14 protein-coding genes are annotated in these 22952 nt (G+C 56.2%); 10 read left to right on the top strand and 4 right to left on the bottom strand.

Annotation, left to right across the window (positions count from 1 at the left end):
• Nucleotides 1-3 precede the first annotated feature (3 nt).
• Complete coding sequence (gene sltY / locus FT726_RS08815) at nt 4-1923, bottom strand: murein transglycosylase (protein WP_058757134.1); 1920 nt, start codon at nt 1921-1923, stop codon at nt 4-6.
• Between the two features lie 256 nt (nt 1924-2179).
• Here sltY and atzF point away from each other — a divergent pair, with 256 nt between their 5' ends.
• From atzF to urtE, 8 genes are all read left to right on the top strand, one after another.
• On the top strand, nt 2180-3976 hold the full coding sequence (atzF, locus tag FT726_RS08810; protein ID WP_346302679.1) for an allophanate hydrolase: 1797 nt from the start codon (nt 2180-2182) through the stop codon (nt 3974-3976).
• A 2-nt stretch (nt 3977-3978) separates the two neighbouring features.
• On the top strand, nt 3979-7596 hold the full coding sequence (gene uca, locus FT726_RS08805; RefSeq protein WP_346302678.1) for an urea carboxylase: 3618 nt from the start codon (nt 3979-3981) through the stop codon (nt 7594-7596).
• Between the two features lie 9 nt (nt 7597-7605).
• Complete coding sequence (locus FT726_RS08800; RefSeq protein WP_021506818.1) at nt 7606-8307, top strand: GntR family transcriptional regulator; 702 nt, start codon at nt 7606-7608, stop codon at nt 8305-8307.
• 30 nt (nt 8308-8337) lie between these two features.
• The gene (gene urtA, locus FT726_RS08795; protein ID WP_031279577.1) at nt 8338-9606 is read left to right on the top strand and encodes an urea ABC transporter substrate-binding protein; all 1269 of its coding nucleotides are present in this window, start codon (nt 8338-8340) and stop codon (nt 9604-9606) included.
• 257 nt (nt 9607-9863) lie between these two features.
• Complete coding sequence (gene urtB / locus FT726_RS08790) at nt 9864-11429, top strand: urea ABC transporter permease subunit UrtB (RefSeq protein ID WP_127834548.1); 1566 nt, start codon at nt 9864-9866, stop codon at nt 11427-11429.
• Nucleotides 11429-12505, top strand: coding sequence for an urea ABC transporter permease subunit UrtC (urtC, locus tag FT726_RS08785; protein ID WP_282996140.1), 1077 nt, complete (start codon nt 11429-11431; stop codon nt 12503-12505). The genes urtB and urtC overlap by 1 nt, the downstream gene beginning before the upstream one ends.
• Nucleotides 12498-13289, top strand: coding sequence for an urea ABC transporter ATP-binding protein UrtD (urtD, locus tag FT726_RS08780; RefSeq protein WP_058771510.1), 792 nt, complete (start codon nt 12498-12500; stop codon nt 13287-13289). The genes urtC and urtD overlap by 8 nt, the downstream gene beginning before the upstream one ends.
• A 1-nt stretch (nt 13290) precedes the next feature.
• The gene (gene urtE, locus FT726_RS08775) at nt 13291-13989 is read left to right on the top strand and encodes an urea ABC transporter ATP-binding subunit UrtE (protein ID WP_058776207.1); all 699 of its coding nucleotides are present in this window, start codon (nt 13291-13293) and stop codon (nt 13987-13989) included.
• 153 nt (nt 13990-14142) lie between these two features.
• Here urtE and FT726_RS08770 read toward each other — a convergent pair whose 3' ends face one another.
• Complete coding sequence (locus FT726_RS08770; protein WP_288424685.1) at nt 14143-16260, bottom strand: UvrD-helicase domain-containing protein; 2118 nt, start codon at nt 16258-16260, stop codon at nt 14143-14145.
• On the bottom strand, nt 16247-18646 hold the full coding sequence (locus FT726_RS08765) for an AAA family ATPase (RefSeq protein ID WP_346302677.1): 2400 nt from the start codon (nt 18644-18646) through the stop codon (nt 16247-16249). The genes FT726_RS08770 and FT726_RS08765 overlap by 14 nt, the downstream gene beginning before the upstream one ends.
• A 389-nt stretch (nt 18647-19035) precedes the next feature.
• Here FT726_RS08765 and deoR point away from each other — a divergent pair, with 389 nt between their 5' ends.
• Nucleotides 19036-19800, top strand: coding sequence for a DNA-binding transcriptional repressor DeoR (gene deoR / locus FT726_RS08760; protein WP_058757230.1), 765 nt, complete (start codon nt 19036-19038; stop codon nt 19798-19800).
• 116 nt (nt 19801-19916) lie between these two features.
• Nucleotides 19917-21584: an energy-dependent translational throttle protein EttA gene (gene ettA / locus FT726_RS08755; protein ID WP_071813584.1), complete on the top strand. Its 1668-nt coding sequence runs from the start codon at nt 19917-19919 to the stop codon at nt 21582-21584.
• Between the two features lie 49 nt (nt 21585-21633).
• Here ettA and nadR read toward each other — a convergent pair whose 3' ends face one another.
• Nucleotides 21634-22860 (bottom strand): multifunctional transcriptional regulator/nicotinamide-nucleotide adenylyltransferase/ribosylnicotinamide kinase NadR, encoded by a 1227-nt coding sequence (nadR, locus tag FT726_RS08750; protein WP_010618490.1) that lies wholly within the window; start codon nt 22858-22860, stop codon nt 21634-21636.
• Nucleotides 22861-22952 lie beyond the last annotated feature (92 nt).

Here is a 22952-nt window from a genome sequence, read left to right as displayed (position 1 = left end):
CAGTCAGTAACGGCGATTCCACTCGCCGTCGGCGAGAATCTTATCCGGCTTGCCCATGAAGTAGCGGTAATAGGCATCGTAGGCCAGCACGTTTTTTACGTAGCCACGGGTTTCCGAGAAGGGAATGGTTTCGATAAACGCCACCGCATCCAGTTTGCCGCCGCTGGTATTCAGCCAGCTGCGCACCCGCCCCGGGCCGGCATTGTAGGCGGCAGAAGAGAAGATGCGGTTCTGACCAAACTGCTGATAGACATACTCCAGATACTGCGTACCAATCTGAATATTGGTCTGCGGATCGAGCAGCTGGCTGCTGTTAACGTAACCCGGAATGTTATACATCTTCACGGTATGGCTGGCGGTGCCCGGCATCACCTGCATCAGGCCACTGGCGCCAACTGGTGAGCGCGCTTTCGGGTTCCACGCACTCTCCTGACGAGAGATCGCCATGGCGTAGCTTGGCGTGATGCCCTTATCGCTGGTGTATTGCTGATACAGATTGCGCCACGCCAGCGGGAAACGCTCTTTCAGGCTGTCCCACATTTTCGCGGTGATGGTGGCCTGCACGCTGAGATCCCACCAGTCCTGTTCATTGGCGTAGCGCGCCAGCATCTGCTGCTGGGTACGGGTTTTGCTGCTGATCAGATTGGCCCACTCGCTGCGCGCCAGGTTATCCAGCCCCCAGTACATCAGCTCGCGCACGCGCGCCATCTCCGGCCCCTGCACCACGCTATTGTCCGCCGCCGGCGCCTGATCCACCTGCAGCGGATACTCGACGCCCAGCCGCTGCGCCGCCACCATCGGATAGAAGCCGCGCTGCTGCATCAGCTTACGCAGAATCTCTTCCGCTTCCTCTTTGCGCCCCTGCGCCATCAGTAAATCGGCCTGCCAGTACTGCCACTCATCTTTCTCTTTGGCTTCCACCGGCAGACGGGCAATCCAGGTGTTCAGGCCGCGACGGTCGTTTTCACTCAGCGCCAGCCGCACGCGCCGCTCAATCAGCGCGGTGGATTCGCTGTTCATCACCACCGCATCGCGCCAGCGCGCCTGCTCCGAGGTGAGATCGGCACCCATCATGCGCCACACCACCGTCTCTTTCAGATCCTGCTCTTCCGCCGGGCTCATCTTCTGCGCCTGAACCAGCTGCGGGATCATCATCCGCGCGTTGTCCATATCCTGACGCGCCACGCGGGCAAAGGCGTAGCTGGTGGCCATGCGGGTAAAATCGGTCGGGCCGAGGGTGCTGGCAAAAGTGGTGACGGTCTGGGGATTCTGCTGCAGCGCAATCAGCGCGCTGGCGGTGGTTTGATAATCCGCCGGCAGCATTTTCGCCAGGTAATTAACCAGGCTGTCGTTGCCGGCTTTCATCGCCAGGCGGATGCGTTCGAGGATGGTGATCGGCGACAGCTGCCCTGAAGCCTGCCACACCGAGAACAGCTTATCGCAGTCGTTCGGTAACGCGGTCCCGCGCAGCCAGATGGCTTTGGCCCCGTCAAACGCCGCCTGCTGCTGACCGGTCGCCCATTTGGCGTAGTACCAGTTACAGCGCGCCTGCACCGGCTTCGGCTCATCCGGGCTGAAGCTGAGCACGCCCGGCCAGTCCTGGCGGTGCGCCAGCACGTTAACAAAGCGCGTCTGCAGCGAGCGCGCCGGCGGCAGCGTGGGATACTGCTGAATAAAGTTTTTCACCGCCAGCCCGGTCTCCTGATCGAGATCCTGCGCCAGCAGGCGGTACTGCAGGTACGGATAGAGCGGATAATCCTGCAGCGTTGGCATCAGCTGCTCAACCTGGTCCATCTGTTTGTTGTCCCAGGCCTGTTTGATTTGCGCATAGCGCTGTCGTTGCTGATCCAGCGAATCGGCCCACACGCTGCCGGCCGTGCTGACCAGACAGATCCCTATCATCCAGTTACGCCACTTCTCCACTCCGCTCTCCTCATTGCTGCGCTCCAGCTTATGCCGGACTCCCTTCATGCTAACCAGGCCAACCGGCTCTTGCCACGTTCTTCACAAAATTTACCCAGGCGCACCGTGATTGTTCAGCGCCTGCGCCGCAATTGTGCAAATAATCATCAGAAAAACTTATTACCCATCAAATAGCTACGCGTTTTCATTCAGTTACAACTCTGGCACGTGCTTTGCTCTGTTGAATGCCATCTTGTATACCAGCTGGAATTCACTCATGGCATCGACCTTCGGTTTTACGCTTCAGGATTGGCAACGTTGCGCACAGCAGGATGCACAGCAGATCCCTGCACTGCTGGCCGCACATCTCGACGCACTCGATAACCAGGATAATGCCTGGCTGTACCTCGCTTCGCCGGCCCAGTTGCTGGCGCAGGTTGAACCGCTGCTGGCGGCATATCAGCGCAATCCGGCCGCGCTGCCGCTGTTTGGCGTGCCGTTTGCCGTCAAAGACAACATCGACGTGGCAGGCTGGCCGACCACCGCCGCCTGCCCGGCGCTGACGTATCAGGCCGCGGCCGATGCCTTCGTGGTGGCAAAGCTGAAAGCGGCAGGCGCTATCGTCATCGGTAAAACCAACCTCGACCAGTACGCGACCGGTCTGGTTGGCACCCGCTCGCCGTATGGCGCGGTGAGCAACACCTTTAATCCGGCCTACGTCAGCGGCGGTTCCAGCTCCGGCTCCGCGTCAGTGCTGGCGCGCGGCCTGGTCGGCTTCTCGCTCGGCACCGATACCGCCGGCTCCGGCCGCGTGCCGGCAGGTTTTAACAATATCGTCGGGCTGAAGCCGACCAAAGGCTGGTTCTCGGCCAGCGGCGTGGTACCGGCCTGCCGTCTCAATGACACCATCTCGGTGTTCGCCCTGACGGTTGCCGATGCCTTTAGCGTCGCCAGCATCGCGGGCGGCTACGACGCCGGTGACGCCTATGCGCGCCAGTCGCCACGCAGCGCACCGGCCAGTTTCCAGCCGCAGCCCTCGCTGGCGATCCCTGCCGCGCCGCAGTTTTACGGTGACCAGCAGGCGGAAGCGGCGTGGCTCGGCGCGCTGGAGCAGCTCACGGCGAGCGGTGCGACGCTGCACCCTATCGACTTCGCCCCTTTCCACCAGCTGGCAGAGCAGCTCTATTACGGCCCGTGGGTCGCCGAGCGCACCGTGGCGGTCGGCGAGATGCTCGACCGCCCGGAAGAGATGGATCCGGTGGTGTACGGCATCGTCAGCAGCGGCCGCCAGTACAGCGCCGTCGAGGCGTATCAGGCGGAATACCTGCGTGCCGAACTGACGCGCCAGATCCAGCAGACGCTGGCCCGGTTCGATGCACTGGTGGTGCCGACCTCGCCCACCATTCATACGCTGGAAGAGATGCAGCAGGAGCCGGTGCACTACAACTCGCAGTTCGGCACCTATACCAACTTCACGAACCTGGCCGACCTCAGCGCGCTGGCGCTGCCTGGCCCGTTCCGCGCCGATGGGCTGCCCGCGGGCATCACGCTGATCGCCCCGGCGTGGCACGACCGCGCGCTGGCGACGTTTGGCCTGCGCTGGCAGCAGCAGCTGGCGCTGCCGCTCGGGGCCACCGGCAAAGCGCTGCCGCCGCAGCCCGCCGCGCTGCCGCCGTCGCCTGACCACGTGCGCGTGGCGGTGGTCGGTGCCCATCTCACCGGCATGCCGCTGAATTTCCAGCTCACCACGCGTCAGGCGGTGTGGGTCGAAGAGACGCAAACCGCCAGCCACTATCGCCTGTTCGCCCTGCTTGATGGCCCGATCAAAAAGCCCGGCCTGCTACGCGGCGACAGCGGTGCCGCCATCACCGTCGAACTGTGGGACATCCCGCTGGCGCGCTTTGGCGAATTCGTCGCGGAAATCCCGGCGCCGCTCGGCATCGGTTCGCTGACGCTGGCGGATGGACGCATCGTGAAAGGCTTTATCTGCGAACCGGCAGCGCTGACCCAGGCGCTGGAAATCACTGAATTCGGCGGCTGGCGCAACTGGCTGACGTCACAGGGGAATCACTAATCATGTTCAGCACCGTTCTGATTGCTAACCGTGGCGAAATCGCCTGCCGTGCCATCCGCACCCTGAAGCGCCTCGGCGTAACCAGCGTGGCGGTCTATTCGGATGCCGACCGCAATGCGCGTCACGTTACCGAAGCCGATGTGGCTATCGCCCTTGGCGGTGACAAAGCCAGCGACAGCTATCTGCGCATCGACAAAATTCTGGCCGCTGCGCAGCAAAGCGGCGCGCAGGCCATCTGGCCCGGCTACGGTTTTCTCTCCGAGAGCCTGCCGTTCGCCGCCGCCTGCGAAGAGGCCGGCATCGCGTTTGTCGGCCCGACCGCGCAGCAGATTGGCGAATTTGGTCTCAAGCATCGCGCCCGTGAGCTGGCCGCCAGCGCCGGCGTGCCGATGACGCCGGGCACGCCGCTGCTCAGTTCGCTGCAGGACGCACTCAGCGCGGCGGAAGACATTGGCTATCCGGTGATGCTGAAAAGCACCGCCGGCGGCGGCGGCATCGGTCTGACCCGCTGCGCCGACGCCACGGCCCTGGAAAACGCGTGGGAGAGCGTGCGCCGTCTGGGCGAGCAGTTTTTCAGCGATGCCGGCGTGTTTCTTGAACGCTGCATCGACCGCGCGCGCCACGTGGAAGTACAGATTTTTGGCGACGGCAAGGGCAAGGTGATTGCGCTGGGCGAACGCGACTGTTCGCTGCAGCGCCGCAATCAGAAGGTGGTGGAAGAGACGCCGGCCCCTAATCTGCCGCAGGCCACGCGTGAAGCGCTGCTGGCTTCAGCGGTGCGGCTGGGCGAGCTGGTTAATTACCGCAGCGCCGGCACCGTGGAGTACATCTATGACGCCGCGCAGGACGCGTTTTATTTCCTCGAAGTGAACACCCGCCTGCAGGTGGAGCATCCGGTGACCGAGTGCGTCACCGGCCTTGACCTGGTGGAGTGCATGCTGCAGGTGGCGGCGGACGATGCCATCGACTGGGATCGTCTGCAGCAGGCACCGCACGGCGCATCGATTGAGGTGCGGCTGTACGCCGAAGATCCGCTGAAAAACTTCCAGCCGAGCCCGGGCGTGTTAACCCACGTCAGCTTCCCGCCGGCGGTGCGCGTCGACGGCTGGATCGAGACCGGCAGCGAAGTGACGGCGTTTTACGATCCGATGGTGGCCAAACTGATCGTGCATGGCGAAACGCGCGACGCCGCGCTGGCGAAGCTGCAGCAGGCGCTCGACGCTACCCAACTGCACGGCATCGCCACCAATCTCGATTATCTGCGTCAGATCGTGGCGACCGACGCCTTCCGCAGCGGCAACGTCTGGACGCGCTTCCTTGACGGCTTTACGCCGGCGGCCAGCGTCATCGAAGTGCTGCAGCCGGGGACGTTCAGCAGCATTCAGGACTTTCCCGGCCGCCTGGGCTACTGGGACATCGGCGTGCCGCCGTCCGGCCCGATGGATGACTTCGCCTTCCGCCTGGCCAACCGTATCGTCGGCAACCACGCCAGCGCCGCCGGGCTGGAGTTCACCCTGCAGGGCCCGACGCTGCGTTTCCACAGCGATGCACTGATTGCGCTGACCGGTGCCGACTGTCCGGCCGATCTCGACGGCAGCGCGGTCGACTACTGGCAGCCGGTGGCGGTGAAAGCCGGACAAACCCTGACGCTGGGCCGCGCGCAGAGCGGCTGCCGCACCTATTTAGCGGTGCGTAATGGTTTCGATGTGCCGGAGTATCTTGGCAGCCGCGCCACCTTCTCGCTGGGTCAGTTTGGCGGCCACGCCGGACGCACGCTGCGCGTCGCCGACATGCTGCCGATCTCTCAGCCGACGCTCGCCGCCTGCACCACGCCAGCCCCGGTCAGCGACCCCGAAGCGCTGGATCGCGCGCTGGTGCCGCACTACGGCAGCGAATGGCGCATTGGCGTGTTGTACGGCCCGCACGGCGCACCGGATTTCTTCACCCAGGCCGCCATCGATGAGTTCTTTGCCAGCGACTGGCAGGTGCATTACAACTCCAACCGGCTGGGCGTCCGTCTGGTCGGGCCTAAACCCAGCTGGACGCGCGCTAACGGCGGTGAAGCCGGGCTGCATCCGTCTAACGTACACGACTGCGAATACGCCATCGGCGCGGTGAACTTTACCGGTGACTTCCCGGTGATCCTGACGCACGACGGCCCAAGCCTTGGTGGCTTCGTCTGCCCGGTCACCATCGCCAAAGCCGAGCTGTGGAAAGTCGGCCAGGTCAAACCGGGCGATCGCATCCGCTTCCACCCGATCAGCGCTGACGAAGCGGTCGCGCTGGAGAAAGCCCAGGCGCACAGCGTAACCACGCTGCGCAGCCAGCACGCACCGGCCTTCGCGGTGCCTTCGCTGGCGGCGAGCGACATCGGTTCTGCCACCCTGTTAGCGGCGCTGCCGGCGACCGCCACCACGCCTGCGGCGGTCTACCGCCAGGCGGGCGACAAATATGTGCTGATTGAGTACGGCGATAACGTGCTGGATCTGGCGCTGCGCCTGCGCGTACACCTGCTGATGCAGGCGCTGCGCCAGCGTGCAGAGCCCGGCATTGAAGAGCTGTCGCCCGGCGTGCGCTCGCTGCAGGTGCGCTATGACAGCCTGGTAATTGGTCAGCAGCAGCTGATGACGCTGCTGCTGGAGCTGGAAGCCGGGCTGGACGACGTCAGCGCGCTGAAAGTGCCGTCGCGCATCGTCTGGCTGCCGATGGCGTTTGAAGACAGCGCCACGCTCGGCGCGGTGGAGCGTTACAAAGAGACGGTTCGCGCCAGCGCGCCGTGGCTGCCGAATAACGTTGACTTCATTCAGCGCATCAATGGACTGGCGAGCCGCGAAGCGGTACGCGACACCCTGTTTGCCGCCAGCTATCTGATTCTCGGTCTCGGCGATGTCTATCTCGGCGCGCCGTGCGCGGTGCCGATCGATCCGCGCCATCGCCTGCTGAGTTCTAAATACAGCCCGGCGCGCACCTTTACCGCCGAAGGCACGGTGGGCATTGGCGGCATGTACATGTGCATCTACGGCATGGATTCACCGGGCGGCTATCAGCTGGTGGGGCGCACGCTGCCCATCTGGAACAAGTTCCTGCAAAACGATCAGTTTGCCGCCGGCGAACCCTGGCTGCTGCGCTTCTTTGACCAAGTGCGTTTCTATCCGGTGAGCGAAGCAGAACTGACGCAACTGCGCGACGATTTCCGCGCCGGCCGCGCCCGCATCCGCATCGAGCAGAGCGAGTTTGATTTCGCGGCGCATCAGCAGTTCCTCGCCGACAACGCGACGGAAATCAGTGCCTTCCGTGAACGTCAGGCCGCAGCGTTTGAGCAGGAAGTCACGCTGTGGGCGCAGGAAGAGCAGGAAGCGCCGCTCACCCGTGAAGAGACGCTGGGGGTCGCCGACGCAGAGGACGATGCGCTGGCGGTGTGCGCTGACATGAACGGCAACATCTGGAAAGTGCTGGTTGCGCCGGGCGATACGGTGCAGGCCGGTCAGACACTGATCATCGTGGAAGCGATGAAGATGGAGCTGGCGATTGTCGCGCCGCAGGCCGGCACGGTGAAACGCATTGCCTGCCAGGCGGGCCGTCCGGTAAGTCCGGGCGACACCCTGCTGTGGCTGGCTTAAGGAGCAGGTATGAACAGTAGCGCGCCCCGCAGCAAAGGCCGTCCCGAAGCGCTGGCCGAAAAGGTTTATCAGGCGCTGAAGCAGGACATCTTTGAATTCCGTCTGATGCCGGGTGACCGCTTCAGCGAAAACGAAATCGCCGAGCGGCTGGCGGTGAGCCGCACGCCGGTGCGTCAGGCACTGTTCTGGCTGGAGCGCGAAGGCTACGTCGAGGTGTGGTTTCGCAGCGGCTGGCAGGTGCGGCCGTTCGATTTCGCCTACTTCGAGGAGCTGTACGACTTCCGCACCGTGCTGGAACGCGAAGCGGTGCGCCGCCTGTGCGCGCTGCCGCCGCTGGCCTGCGCGGAAACCCTGACCGCGCTGAAAACCTTCTGGATCGACGATGCCCGGCTGGAAGATGGCAAAGCGGTATCAGCGCACGACGAAGCGTTTCACATGGCGCTGGTGGCCGCGGCGGGCAATCAGGAGATGGCGCGCATCCACGCCGAGCTGACAGAAAAAATCCGCATCATTCGCCGTCTCGACTTCACGCGGGATGACCGGGTCGATGCCACGTACCGCGAGCACGCTCAGATCTTACGGGCGATTTTTCAGCAACACACCGAGGAGGCACAGCGCATTTTAACCGACCACATTGCCGTCAGTAAGGCCGAGGTCAGGAAGATTACGTTGCACATGTTACAGCAGGCTCGGCTTCAACCCATTGAATAACAACAGATAACACAGTTAGGGGTTTAAATGATGAAACGACGTTCGTTGCTTAAAGCTTTCGCGCTCTCCGCTACCGTTGCCAGCATGGGCTTCGCCTTTACCGCACAGGCGGCAGACACCATCAAAGTCGGCATTATGCATTCGCTGTCCGGCACCATGGCGATTTCCGAAACGCCGCTGAAAGATGTGGCGCTGATGACCATCGATGAGATTAACGCCAAAGGCGGCGTGCTGGGCAAGAAGCTGGAACCGGTGGTGGTCGATCCGGCCTCTAACTGGCCGCTGTTCGCCGAAAAAGCGCGCCAGCTGCTGACTCAGGACAAAGTGGCGGTGGTGTTTGGCTGCTGGACGTCGGTCTCGCGCAAATCGGTGCTGCCGGTGTTTGAAGAGCTGAACGGCCTGCTGTTCTATCCGGTGCAGTACGAAGGCGAAGAGATGTCGCCGAACGTGTTCTACACCGGCGCCGCGCCGAACCAGCAGGCGATCCCGGCGGTGCAATATCTGATGAGCGAAGATGGCGGCAGCGCCAAACGCTTCTTCCTGCTCGGCACCGACTATGTCTATCCGCGCACCACCAACAAGATTCTGCGCGCCTTCCTGCATAGCAAAGGCGTGCAGGATAAGGATATCGAAGAGGTTTACACGCCGTTTGGTTACAGCGATTACCAGACCATCGTGTCCAATATCAAAAAATTCTCCGCCGGTGGCAAAACCGCGGTGATCTCCACCATCAACGGTGATTCCAACGTACCGTTCTACAAAGAGCTGGCGAACCAGGGCATTAAAGCAACCGACATTCCGGTGATCGCTTTCTCTGTGGGGGAAGAAGAGCTGCGCGGCATCGACACCAAACCGCTGGTCGGTCAGCTGGCGGCGTGGAACTACTTTGAGTCAGTGGATAACCCGACTAATGCGAAGTTCGTGGCCGACTACCGCGCTTACGCCAAAGCGCACAACCTGCCGAACGCCAGCACCGTAGTGACCAACGATCCGATGGAAGCCACCTACGTTGGTCTGCACATGTGGGCGCAGGCGGTAGAGAAAGCCGGCACCACCGATGTGGACAAAGTGCGCGCCGCGATGGCCGGACAGACGTTCAAAGCACCGGACGGCTTCACGCTGACCATGGACAAAACCAACCACCATCTGCACAAGCCGGTGATGATTGGTGAGGTGGAGGAGAACGGCCAGTTCAACGTGGTGTGGCAGACCGAACAGCCGGTGCGCGCCCAGCCGTGGAGCCCGTACATCGCCGGGAATGATAAGAAGCCGGATTATCCGGTGAAGTCGGCGCAGTAAGGGGAGGCTGATGGTCCTCGCCCTCTGGCCCGCTGGCCCTCACCCCGGCCCTCTCCCACGGGGAGAGGGAGACGCTGCTGCATGTGAGGGCTGCTGCATGTGAGTGAGGCGCTGCTGCATGTGAGTGAGGCGCTCTTCATTCGCTCGATCGGTTCCCTCTCCCGCTTGCGGGAGAGGGTTAGGGTGAGGGCCAGACAACGCCCTAACCCTGATGAGGGCCACACCGCACCCAATGTAACCATAACAGGATGATCACCATGACACTCCGCCGTATTCTCAGCTGCCTGCTGTTACTGCTGCCGTGGCTGGCGCAGGCCGGTGATGGCGCTGACTTCGCCGCCGCCAGCCGCACGCAGCAGGCGACATTGCTGCAGCAGTGGGCTGCGGCGCCGCAGGCCAGCCGCTTGCCGCTGCTGCAGGCGCTGCGCAATGAAAGCGTGGTTATCGACCAGAACAAACAGCCGTTCAGCAAACAGGCTGACCAGCTTCTGCCGCTCGACAGCGCCCGGCAGCCGGACGGCGAAACCAAAAAACTCTTCATGAACAACCGGCTGCGCGTGCTGATTGCCAGCGCCCTCGCCGCCCACCAGCTGGTGAGTGACGATGCGGCGACTCGCCTGCGCGCAGCGCAGCAATTACAAAACGATGCCGCGCCTGACCAGCTGCCGCTGATTGAACAGCGCCTTGCCGCCGAACAGGACAGCAAAGTACGCGCGGTGCTGGCGATGGCCGCCGCGAATCTGCAGCTCGCCAGCCCGGACGCCGCGCTGCGCCTGAAAGCGGTCACGCTGCTCGGAGAATCGGGCGATCCGGCGATGCAGGCCAGCCTGACGCGCTTAACCCAGGCCAGCAACGAACCCGATGCGCAGGTGCGCGCCGCTGCGGCCGCCAGCCTGCAGCACATCAGGCAGCGCCTGATGTGGGGCGATTGGCTCGGCCAGGCGTTTACCGGCCTGTCGCTCGGCTCCATTCTGCTGCTGGCCGCGCTCGGCCTGGCGATCACCTACGGCCTGCTGGGCGTGATCAACATGGCGCACGGCGAGATGCTGATGCTCGGCGCCTACGCCACCTGGCTGGTGCAGAATCTGTTCCAGCAGTTTGCCCCGCAGTGGCTGGCGTGGTACCCGCTGCTGGCGCTGCCGGTGGCCTTCACCGTCACCGCCGCGATGGGCATGCTGCTGGAACGCACCATCATCCGCCACTTATACGGTCGCCCGCTGGAGACGCTGCTCGCCACCTGGGGTATCAGCCTGATGCTGATTCAGCTGGTGCGCATGCTGTTTGGTGCGCAGAACCTCGAAGTGGCCAATCCGGGCTGGCTGTCCGGTGGCTGGCAGCTGCTGCCGAATCTGGTGCTGCCGTATAACCGCATCGCGGTGATCCTGTTTGTCATCGCGGTGCTGGCGCTCACCTGGCTGCTGCTGAATAAAACCCGGCTGGGGCTGAATGTGCGGGCGGTCACGCAGAACCGCGCCATGGCCGACTGCTGCGGCGTGCCGACCGGGCGCATCGACATGCTGGCGTTTGGACTCGGTTCCGGCATTGCCGGACTCGGCGGCGTCGCGCTGTCGCAGCTGGGCAATGTCGGGCCGGAACTGGGTCAGGGCTACATCATCGACTCATTCCTCGTGGTGGTGCTCGGCGGCGTCGGTCAGCTGGCCGGCACCGTGGTGGCGGCTTTTGGTCTCGGCATCCTCAACAAAGTGCTGGAGCCGCAGATTGGTGCGGTGCTCGGCAAAATCCTGATCCTCGTGCTGATCGTGCTGTTCATCCAGAAACGTCCCCAGGGTCTGTTTGCCGTTAAAGGGAGGGTGATTGACTGATGAGCCAGCCACTGACCTTACGCGTGGTGCGCAAAGCGCCGCGCCTCAGCCTGATTCTCGGCGTCATCGTGACCGCGCTGCTGCTGGTGCTGCCGTTCTGCGCCCTGCTGCCCGCCAGCCATCCGCTGGCGATCTCCACCTATACGCTGACGCTGGTCGGCAAAATCCTCTGCTATGCGATTGTCGCGGTGGCGCTGGATCTGGTGTGGGGCTACGCCGGGCTGCTGTCGCTCGGCCACGGGCTGTTTTTTGCCCTCGGCGGCTATGCCATGGGCATGTACCTGATGCGCCAGGCCGCAGGCAGCGGTTTGCCGGCGTTTATGTCGTTTCTGTCGTGGAATGAGCTGCCGTGGTTCTGGGCCGGCAGCCAGCACTTTCTCTGGGCGCTGTGCCTGATTGTACTGGTGCCGGGCCTGCTGGCGCTGCTGTTTGGCTTCTTCGCCTTTCGCTCCAGAATCAAAGGCGTCTACTTTTCCATCATGACGCAGGCGCTGACTTACGCTGGCATGCTGCTGTTTTTCCGCAACGAAACCGGCTTTGGCGGCAACAACGGCTTTACCGGTTTTACTACCCTGCTCGGTTTCAGCGTCACCGCTACCGGCACGCGTATCGCACTGTTTATCGCGACCGTGCTATTGCTGCTGTTCAGCCTGGCGCTGGGCTTTGCCCTGGCGCGCAGTAAGTTTGGTCGCGTGCTGACGGCGGTGCGCGATGCGGAAAACCGCCTGATGTTTATTGGTTACGATCCGAAGGGCTTCAAACTGTTCGTCTGGACGCTCTCTGCCGTGCTGTGCGGGCTGGCTGGTGCGCTGTACGTGCCGCAGGTCGGCATCATCAACCCGAGTGAAATGTCGCCGACCAACTCGATTGAAGCGGCGATTTGGGTGGCGCTCGGCGGACGCGGCACGCTGATTGGCCCGCTGCTGGGTGCGGCCATCGTCAACGGTGCCAAAAGCTGGTTCACCGTCGCTTTCCCGGAATACTGGCTGTTTTTCCTGGGCCTGATGTTCATCCTGGTCACGCTGTTCCTGCCGCGTGGCGTAATTGGCCTGCTGCGCCGGAGGCGTCATGACTGAGCAACTGTTTACCCAACCGCACCCGGCGGATCGCCATCGTCAGCAAACCGATCCGGTGCTGCTGCTGGAGAACATCAACGTCTCGTTTGACGGCTTCCGCGCGCTGACCGATCTGTCATTGCAGATCGGTGTCGGCGAGCTGCGCTGCGTGATCGGCCCGAACGGCGCGGGGAAAACCACGCTGATGGACGTGATCACCGGCAAAACCCGCCCGGACAGCGGCCAGGTGATCTACGACCAGGATACCGATCTGCGCCAGCTGTCGCCGGTCGAAATCGCCCGCGCCGGCATTGGCCGCAAGTTTCAGAAACCCACGGTGTTTGAAGCGCTGACGGTGTTTGAAAACCTCGAAATCGCGCTGAAAAACGATAAATCGGTGTGGGCCAGCCTGCGCGCCCGGCTTAGCGGCGAGCAGCGCGATCGCATCGACGAGGTGCTGAAACTGCTGCGGCTCGGCGGCGAACGCCAGCGGCAGGCGGGTCTGCTGTCGCACGGGCAGAAGCAGTTTCTCGAAATCGGCATGCTGCTGGTGCAGGAGCCGCACCTGCTGCTGCTGGACGAACCGGCAGCCGGCATGACCGATGCCGAAACCGACTACACCGCCGAGCTGTTCCGCAGCCTGGCGGGCAAGCACTCACTGATGGTGGTGGAACATGACATGGGCTTTGTGGAAACCATTGCCGACCACGTGACGGTGCTGCATCAGGGCCAGGTGCTGGCTGAGGGATCGCTGCGCGAGGTACAGGCGGACGATCGGGTTATCGACGTATATCTGGGGCGCTGAGATGTTACAGGTAGCAGAACTGCATCAATATTACGGCGGCAGCCATATCCTGCGCGGTCTGTCGTTCGAGGCTCGCCCGGGCGAGATCACCTGCCTGCTCGGGCGCAACGGCGTGGGCAAAACCACGCTGCTGAAGTGTCTGATGGGGCTGATTCCGGTCAAATCCGGCGAGGTTCGCTGGCAGAACCAGCTGATTAACACGCGCAAGCCCCACCAGCGCGTGCAGGCCGGTATTGCTTACGTGCCGCAGGGGCGCGAAATTTTTCCGCGTCTGACGGTGGAAGAGAACCTGCTGATGGGGCTGGCGCGCTTCTCCGGTGCCCAGGCCAGCCGGGTACCGGAGGAGATCTACCAGCTGTTTCCGGTACTGCGCGAGATGAAAACGCGGCGCGGCGGCGATCTGTCAGGCGGCCAGCAGCAGCAACTGGCGATCGGCCGGGCGCTGGCCTGCCAGCCGCAGCTGTTGATCCTCGATGAGCCGACCGAAGGGATCCAGCCGTCGGTGATCAAAGAGATCGGTGCAGTAATCCGCCAGCTGGCGCAGCGCGGTGACATGGCGATCCTGCTGGTTGAGCAGTTTTACGATTTCGCCGCCGAACTGGCCGACAGCTACCTGGTGATGTCGCGCGGCGAAATTGTGCAGCGCGGCGCGGGGGCGAATATGGAAAGCGAGGGCGTGCGCGGGCTGGTGGCGATTTAAGAGGAAAAGATAACGGCATGATTTAGAAAGTTAGGTAATCTAACACAAGGTCATTTATTAATTGCATGAAATTCGTATTTCCATGACATCACCCGCTATAGCGTTCTCTTCAGCGGGTGATGTATTAAGCGCGATACTTAGTGCCTTAACAATTTAATCGGAGCAGGAAGTTTCTTGCGAGGTGTTCCGCCAATTTTCAACATGACTGAAAATAGTATTAATACCTGCATCAATATCGTTGATGTCATCAAGATAGAGCACCCTTAAATTTTTAATGGCTCGAGAACATGCAACATAAAGTAGATTTCGTGTATTGATATGCAATTTCCTTCGTTCAAAATCTAAAGAGTCAATATATGCACAGCTTTCACTATGGCCAACATTTTCAAAATAGGATTTGAATTTTTTCCTTTGTGAGCCGAAGTCGTGCTCCAGAATGATTGCTACATTTTCATATTCTTCCCCTTTAGAACCATGATAGGTATGAAAAGTAATGTCCTCTCCTTTTTTAGCATCAATAAAATCGCTCCAGCGCATTAAACTTTCCATAGACATTTCAAGCAAGCTTTCGTTATAGTTGACACGAACTGTCTCCTCAACATTAGCTGGATTCATTAATATACTAATGGTATCCATCATCATATCGCGAAATATGCTACCGGACTCGGTTTTATCTTCTTCAATCTTGAGGCGATTCATCAATGCCTTAGCCAATTCCGTTTTAGCTTCGCTATTGTCCAAAAAGTAACAAATGCATTCTACCCACGATTTTAAACACTCGAATTTCTGTTCACCTAATTCTCTGATAACCTTACTAGCCTGATAAAAAGTCATATTTTTGCTGTATACACCAAAAACATCGAAGTAGGATACATTTTTATGTTGTATATCTTGATAAAGTTTAACCAAGTAATAAATAAACAGAACCGAAGAATGAAGCTTATCTTTATTTTGAGACAACACCTTGGTATTTAATTCATTATAAAAGATGTTCGATTTGCTATATACTTCATAAACATCGATAAATCCACTAAACTCTGCCATTAACTTATTGGTTAACACCAAACAGTGAATGTGTTTTTTTTCGGCTGACGCTAGTTTATTTTCTTTTAAGTCGCTTTTATACCGCTCAAGGAATTCACGTGCGGTTGAAATTTTCTCACCTGACCTATCATAATAAAATTTCACTTCGCCTATATTACGCGCAGAGTCTATGGGTATTTGAACAATGCTATCAGCGCGTATCTTGTTACAGACGTCGATAATTTGCTGGTGCGACCTTCGATTGATATGTTTAGATATTAATTTTATTCCATAATGAATCTCACTTATAGTTTCACCTACTCCATCATCATAAATATTTTGCACTACATCACCAAAATAACCAACTAACCATTTCTTATTCTTTTCCACGGCGTAATCATGTAATTTTTTAGTAATCCGTATCACATTTTCATGTGAATCCTGGCATTCATCGATAAAAAAATAGGGGTAACGATCAATGATGATACGGCATAATATAGGATGACGCGCTACCAGAATCAAACCGTATTCCAGTAAAGTCTCATGGCTAAACTTCATTCGATGAAGCATGTCAGTGTTAATATTACTATCATAATTAACGCGTTTGATTTTTCCGTCATTAATTCGTGTAATTGCTACCTCAAGAGAATCTATTTTGTGTATTCTTTTAACAACAAAACTAAAATTCTCTAGATTTTTAATACATCTATCAAAAAAATCAGGCTTCTTTATTTCTTCGTAATTATTATATAATTCTTTAAAATCCCTGCTACTCAAAAAATTCTTTCGATAAAAAATCCCCTTTGTCTCAATGACATATTTTTTGAACTCCTCTTTTTCTGAGCCGTTTAGTTCTTTATAAAATTGAGCTCTCTTTTCATTAGCAAGGTCATGTTGGCATGCTTGAATGACTTTAGTGATTTTTTCTTTATGGCAGATAATCAGCTCTGGCTGGTATCGTTTGATTATGTCCCACAATCTATCATGAATGGTAGAAACCATCACTGCATCTGAATTACCAAGCCTTTTAGTTATTTCTGACACGGCAATATTGGTATAAGTGATGCATGCTACTTGCTGCAAAGTTTTATTGTAATTTAATTTACGGTTAACAATATATTTCAACACCTCAATCAACGCATGTGTTTTACCCGCGCCGGCACCTGCACTAAAATAAAAGCTATTGAAACCATCTACGCAGCTGAACAATTCTTTCTGAATTTTATTCTCTAACTCATTGGGCGTCATGTTGAGATTCCTTATTGCCACCGACCAACAGAGTTTTCGTTGTTTCCTCAGCCAGCAGAACTTCTCCGGAGGAGAGAGTGTTATTCGACTTTAACTTCTTAGCAAGCCACACGAGACCTGTGTTTAAGTAGTTGGGTAACGAAAAACGCTCTTCGCCGGTAAAATACTTAAGTAAAATCTTATTAGAGAAATCGCTTTTACTATTGGAGAGTTTCTTTTGTAGCTGAAAAGATTTTTTTATTAATTCATCATAGTTTACAACATTCTTCCCTACAATCTCCTTGTATGTTTGTTTTGCACATTCTAAAAGCACATCATTAATTATAACATTATTGAAATTGGTAAGAATTAAGGCCTCTTCAAAGCTAGTGGCATATTGCCCTTGTATCGGATCTTTTTGAAATACAACAAAGCAATTATTATCCTCAAAAAAATCAATATTGTCTATCTTATCCGAATCAAGTTCTGCTTTACCTTTAAATCTCATATTTAGCGCCTTAAGCGTGGCGTTAGTAGTTGACCTTCCTGCTAAGCTAGTGATCTGAACATAACTTGGGGTACACCCCTTTTGGAATTTAACGTTTTCTTTTTTAGCTATTTGTCCACAAGCCATGCAATCATCTTTAGTATCATGATTTTCATTTTTTTCGCATTTGGCACGTTTTATGTCTAGATCTGTGACAATCAAGCATGGAATGCTAAGTTTTTTGACCAAGGGTAAATATAATTTACCATGAGCTCCATTTATATTAAAAACGGAAATGTGATAATTGCAAAGTTCGACATGTTCTTCAATCAAATGATTGAGCAGGGTTTCTTCGGTTATACCTTCGACGAAGATAACGGCATCAGAAAAAAAGAGTTCAGACACCTTATATTTAATATGTTTCTTTATAAAAATAAGGGTCTTATCAATTTCATCTTTACTGGATTTTTTCACACCTTTTTTTGTTGATTTTTTTTGTCCAGTTTTCTTAGCATTACCTTCTTCTTTCTCCTCTACGCCGCTGTCATCTTCGATAACCGATGCGTCCGTTAATATTATCGCTTTGGTAAACTTGTTGATAGATGTCAAATAATTTAAATTATAAATAGTATTGCTGCTGTGAATCTTACTATTAACGATATGTGAGGAGTGCGTAGTAATCGCTATCTGGCACTGAAGTGCTTTAACGGCCCCGGAAGATGTGTTTGCAATTTCCAAAGCTTTTCTCACCGCATTATCAATGCGTTTAATAAAAAACTCCTGCATCTGAGGATGCATAAACGCTTCAGGTTCCTCAATAAATAGCAGATTTATGCTGTGATATTCGCTTTCATTTTCATAGCTATCAACAAAATGAATTATCTCACCAATAATATTTAACAGATTGATATACCCTAGTCCAAACTGATCTTCTGGGATATAATCACCACCATCCATAAAGTTATATTTTATCAAACCTTTCATAATGGCATCGTAGCTTACATTCCCTGAAAGATTCAAATCAACCTTATTTGTGTTTTCTATTTCGGCTAAAACCTGAGATATATCATAACTCTTCCCACCCACATCGCAGGATATATTTTCATTCATAGCCTTAATACTCGACTCGAGTTTTTGCCGAGAAGGTTTATCATTGGAAAATTGAAAGGCCACTATTTTATTAAAAACATTAGACAAAACTTCGTCACTGAGATGACGATTAGCTTTAATTTCTTTTAAATTTATCAATTTATTTAATAAGAAAGATTCAGTCTCCTCACCTTTTACGTCAAAAAAAGCAATCTTATAAAATTTTCCGTTAGTTCCTTCATCGCGTAATTCTTTAGCTAAAATAGCATAGAATCTTTCAAACTGTTTCTTGTCATCTAACCGAACACCTTGATTATCAGTTTCCTTTAAAATTTCACTGACGCGCGTCTTAAAAGATGACTCTTCTACAAGTGAAACGATGATTTTGATGTAAACACTGACTGGCTTTTCGCTTTCTTCTTCGCTAATAGAGATAAAAGGAGAAAGGTTGGTCATGCGGTTTTTTTCGTCAAATTCTACGCTAATCTGTAAAATAAACTCCAGCTTCGGCGTATCTAGTTCATCAAAAATCGTGTTATTATTTTCTTCAAAAGCATTACGATATTCTTTTAACAATGCATTAAGATAGGAGAGGTTAAAGTCGGAGGCTGTTGGCTGCCGACTCTGGCAAATCAGTTTTAGGGCGTTGACCACTGTCGTTTTGCCCGCATTGTTTTTTCCGATAATCAATGTGGTAGATGGCGCGATAACTGATTGCACGCCCTGTGGTTCTGTCTGGATTTCTATCGCTTTGGGTTTTACAAAAGCAATAACATTATCTTTATCGCCAAACTTCCGATAATTTTTTATCATTAAACTTTCTAAATACATAGGATCCCTCCACTATTAAAAAAGTATTCAAGCGTTTATTATGCTGCGATATGAAACATTTTCAGTGAAAAAACTTAAAGCATACATTAGAAATCATCAACATCATTTTCTAACTCATCAAGAATAGAACTTTTTCGTTTTTAAAAAAAGCCCACCAGCACGCTAACTTCTCTTAGACAGTGATCAAAACATCAAAAGCAGCAGCGTATAATCCCCCTATGAGCTTTACGCGCCAAACTTATTGCAGGTAAGATAAAACGCCTGCCTAACGTATCTTAATCCTTTAAAATTCCGCATTTATGTGATAATGGATGCTGAGTTACGTCGTGTAGCACGCCATTGTTAGTTAAGTAGTCTGCCTCAGCGGACAGCATATTACAGAGAGACGCATGGAAACCCGCCGCGACGAACGAATCAATAAGCTGGCGCAGGCGCTGAAACACAGCGACACCCTGCACTTAAAACAGGCTGCGCAACTGCTGGGCGTGTCAGAAATGACCATCCGCCGCGATTTAACCGGCGCGACGCAGGGCGTGGTGCTGCTGGGTGGCTATGTGATGCGCGACCCGCGGCAGAACGTGGCGCACTATTTTGTCAGCGACCAGCAAAACCTCAACGTCAGCAAGAAACGTCTGCTGGCACAGCGGGCTGCCGCGCTGGTACAGGCCAACGACACGGTGTTTTTCGACTGCGGCACCACGTTGCCGCTGGTGATAGAAGCGATTGATAACGATCTGCCCTTCACCGCCATCTGCAGCGCGATCAATACCTTTCTGGCGTTAAAAGAGAAGCCGCACTGTCGGGTGATTCTGTGCGGCGGCGAATTCCACGCCGATAACGCCGTGTTTACCCCGCTCGAGCAGGTCACGGTGCTGGATGCGCTCTGCCCCAATAAAGCCTTTATCTCTGCCGCCGGCATGGACGCCGCGCAGGGTGCCACCTGTTACAACCTCAACGAACTGCCCATCAAGCATCTGGCGCTGCAGCGGGCGCAGACCAAAATCGTGGTCGGCGACAGCAGCAAGTACGGCAAGGTACTGCCGGCGCGCATTGGCGACTTCTCGCTGTTTGATATGCTGGTCAGCGACAGCCCGCCTCCGCCCGCGCTGCTCGCCGTGCTGCAGGCGGCCAGGCTCACCCTGCACTGCGGCTAGCATTATTCCGCCGCTGCGGAAGATTGCGCGCAATGCGGCTGTGATTGCCGGGTGAAAACGGCTAAACTTCAGCATCTGACGTTCCACCCATTACAGACCAAGAGGCTCATCACAACGTGGCTCAATTCGTCTATAGCATGCATCGCGTCGGCAAAGTGGTTCCGCCGAAGCGTCACATTCTGAAGAATATCTCCCTTAGCTTTTTCCCTGGCGCCAAAATTGGCGTACTCGGCCTGAACGGCGCGGGTAAATCGACCCTGCTGCGCATCATGGCCGGCATCGATAAAGATATCGAAGGGGAAGCGCGCCCGCAGCCGGGCATCAAAGTCGGCTATCTGCCGCAGGAACCTCAGCTGAACCCGGAACACACCGTGCGTGAGTCGGTGGAAGAAGCGGTCGCGGAAGTGGTTGGCGCGCTGAAGCGTCTCGACGAAGTGTACGCGCTGTACGCCGATCCGGATGCCGACTTCGACAAGCTGGCCGCTGAGCAGGGTCGTCTTGAAGAAGTGATCCAGGCACACGACGGGCACAACCTGGAAACCCAGCTGAACCGCGCCGCCGATGCCATGCGTCTGCCGGAGTGGGATGCCAAAATCGCCAACCTGTCCGGTGGTGAACGCCGCCGCGTCGCGCTGTGCCGTCTGCTGCTGGAAAAGCCAGACATGCTGCTGCTCGACGAACCGACCAACCACCTGGATGCCGAATCCGTCGCGTGGCTGGAGCGTTTCCTGCACGACTTCGAAGGCACCGTGGTAGCCATCACCCACGACCGTTACTTCCTCGATAACGTTGCCGGCTGGATTCTGGAGCTGGACCGTGGCGAAGGCATTCCATGGGAAGGCAACTACTCCTCCTGGCTGGAGCAGAAAGATCAGCGTCTGGCGCAGGAGGCTTCTCAGGAAGCGGCGCGTCGCAAATCGATCGAGAAAGAGCTGGAGTGGGTGCGTCAGGGCGCGAAAGGCCGTCAGTCCAAGGGCAAAGCCCGTCTGGCGCGCTTTGAAGAGCTCAACAACACCGATTATCAGAAACGTAACGAGACCAACGAACTGTTCATTCCACCTGGCGCGCGCCTCGGCGACAAAGTGCTGGAAGTGAAGAATCTGAGCAAAGCGTATGGCGATCGCGTGCTGATTGACGATCTGTCGTTCTCGCTGCCGAAAGGCGCCATCGTCGGTATCATCGGTCCTAACGGCGCCGGTAAATCGACGCTGTTCCGCATGATGTCAGGCCAGGAGCAGCCGGATTCCGGCAGCATTGAGCTGGGCGAAACCGTGAAGCTGGCGTCGGTCGATCAGTTCCGCGATGCGATGGATAATTCAAAAACCGTGTGGGAAGAAGTTTCTGGCGGTCAGGACATTATGCGCATCGGCAACACCGAAATGCCAAGCCGCGCTTATGTCGGTCGCTTTAACTTCAAGGGTACCGATCAGGGCAAACGCGTCGGCGAACTGTCCGGCGGTGAGCGTGGTCGTCTGCACCTGGCGAAACTGCTGCAGGTGGGCGGCAACCTGCTGCTGCTCGACGAACCAACCAACGACCTGGATATCGAAACCCTGCGCGCACTGGAAAACGCCCTGCTGGAGTTCCCGGGCTGCGCGATGGTGATCTCGCACGACCGCTGGTTCCTCGACCGTATCGCCACCCACATCATCGACTATCAGGATGAAGGTAAGGTGGAGTTCTTCGAAGGTAACTTTACCGAGTACGAAGAGTACAAGAAACGCACCCTCGGCGCCGAAGCGCTGGAGCCGAAGCGTATCAAGTACAAGCGCATGGCGAAGTAATCGCTGTGATAACAAAAAGGCGCCGCGGCGCCTTTTTTGTTGTGCTGCGCTAGCTGCCCAGCATCTGCTTCACCAGCTCGACGCAGCGCAGGAAGCGTGTGTCGTAGTCATCCTCTTTGACGTGCACATATTCAATGTGATTTTCACGCAGCATGGTGACCAGCATCGACTGGAACTCACGGCGATCCATCGAACTGCCGAGGCTGCGCAGGCCGTCGGCCACCCACGGCACATTATTTTCCAGCAGAATCACCAGGTCAAAGCGGTACTCATCGATCAGCGCCTGCACGAACGGGTGCTCGCGCCCTTCATACTTAAGGCAGAACGCCTGGGTAGTGATGAAGTCCGTGTCAATAAACGCCACTTTGTTGGCGTATTTGACGGCGAAATCGATGTATTGCGCCTGGCCGAGCGCGATTTTGTCGTAGTCGGAGTATTGCAGCGCCATCTCGTCGCCGCCGAGGTGCGAGAAGACATAATCGCGGCCATACTCCCACGCGCTGGTGGTGTTAAAGATGTTGGCCAGCTTGTTGACCAGCGTCGATTTGCCGCTCGATTCACCGCCGAGCACCGCCACGGTGCGCACGAAGAACGGCTTCACTTCAGTCGGGATGTACTCCCAGTAGCGGAACGGATCCTGACGAATCTGGCTGCCGCTGATGTTCATAAACGATCGATGCGGATCGATCACCACTGCCGGAATGCCCAGATGCTGCTGATACATCGGCGCATCCGGTTCTTCGCTGGTATAAACGCAGTCGGGCTCAATCCCCTGCTCCGCGAGGAAGGTTTTCACGCCAGCGCTCCACACATCCCAGCCGTGCGGATAGGGCTCGATGCCCTCTTCGTTGAACGAATGGATACGGATGTTTTTCTGGTACTTGAAGGTCTGCAGCAGCCAGCGCAGACGATCGCTGATGGTGGGCTGCTGCGACATGGCGCTGTTCTCAAACAGCTGACGATCGCGCGGATCGTCATGGCCCATGATGATGTGCAGCTCATCGACCTGGCTACAGGCGCGCTGGATCAGGTAGATGTGGCCAGTGTGCAGCGGATAGAACTTCCCGAACACCACGCCCACGGTTTTGTCGCGACGCGGGAATTCCAGCCCGAGAAAACGGTGCAGCGCTTCCAGCTTCTGCGCGCTCGGGCTTTTGATTTTGGCATTCAGCAACTGGCTCAGATAGCCTTTGGTCATCCCGCTGGCATCAGCCACCTGCTGCAATGTATGCCCCTGCTGGCGAATCGCGGTTTTCAGATAGTCAAACGATGACATGTGGTGCCTCCTGCATGGAATTAGAGGGATGGTGCGCGCGGGCCCTCACCCCGGCCCTCTCCCGCCAGCGGGAGAGGGGGAAAATCCTGAAC

The sequence above is a fragment of the Pantoea sp. Morm genome (assembly GCF_016643525.1).
Classification (GTDB): domain Bacteria; phylum Pseudomonadota; class Gammaproteobacteria; order Enterobacterales; family Enterobacteriaceae; genus Pantoea; species Pantoea dispersa.
The sequence above is the reverse complement of the archived record's forward strand: the minus strand, read 5'-3'. Positions and strand labels throughout refer to the sequence as shown.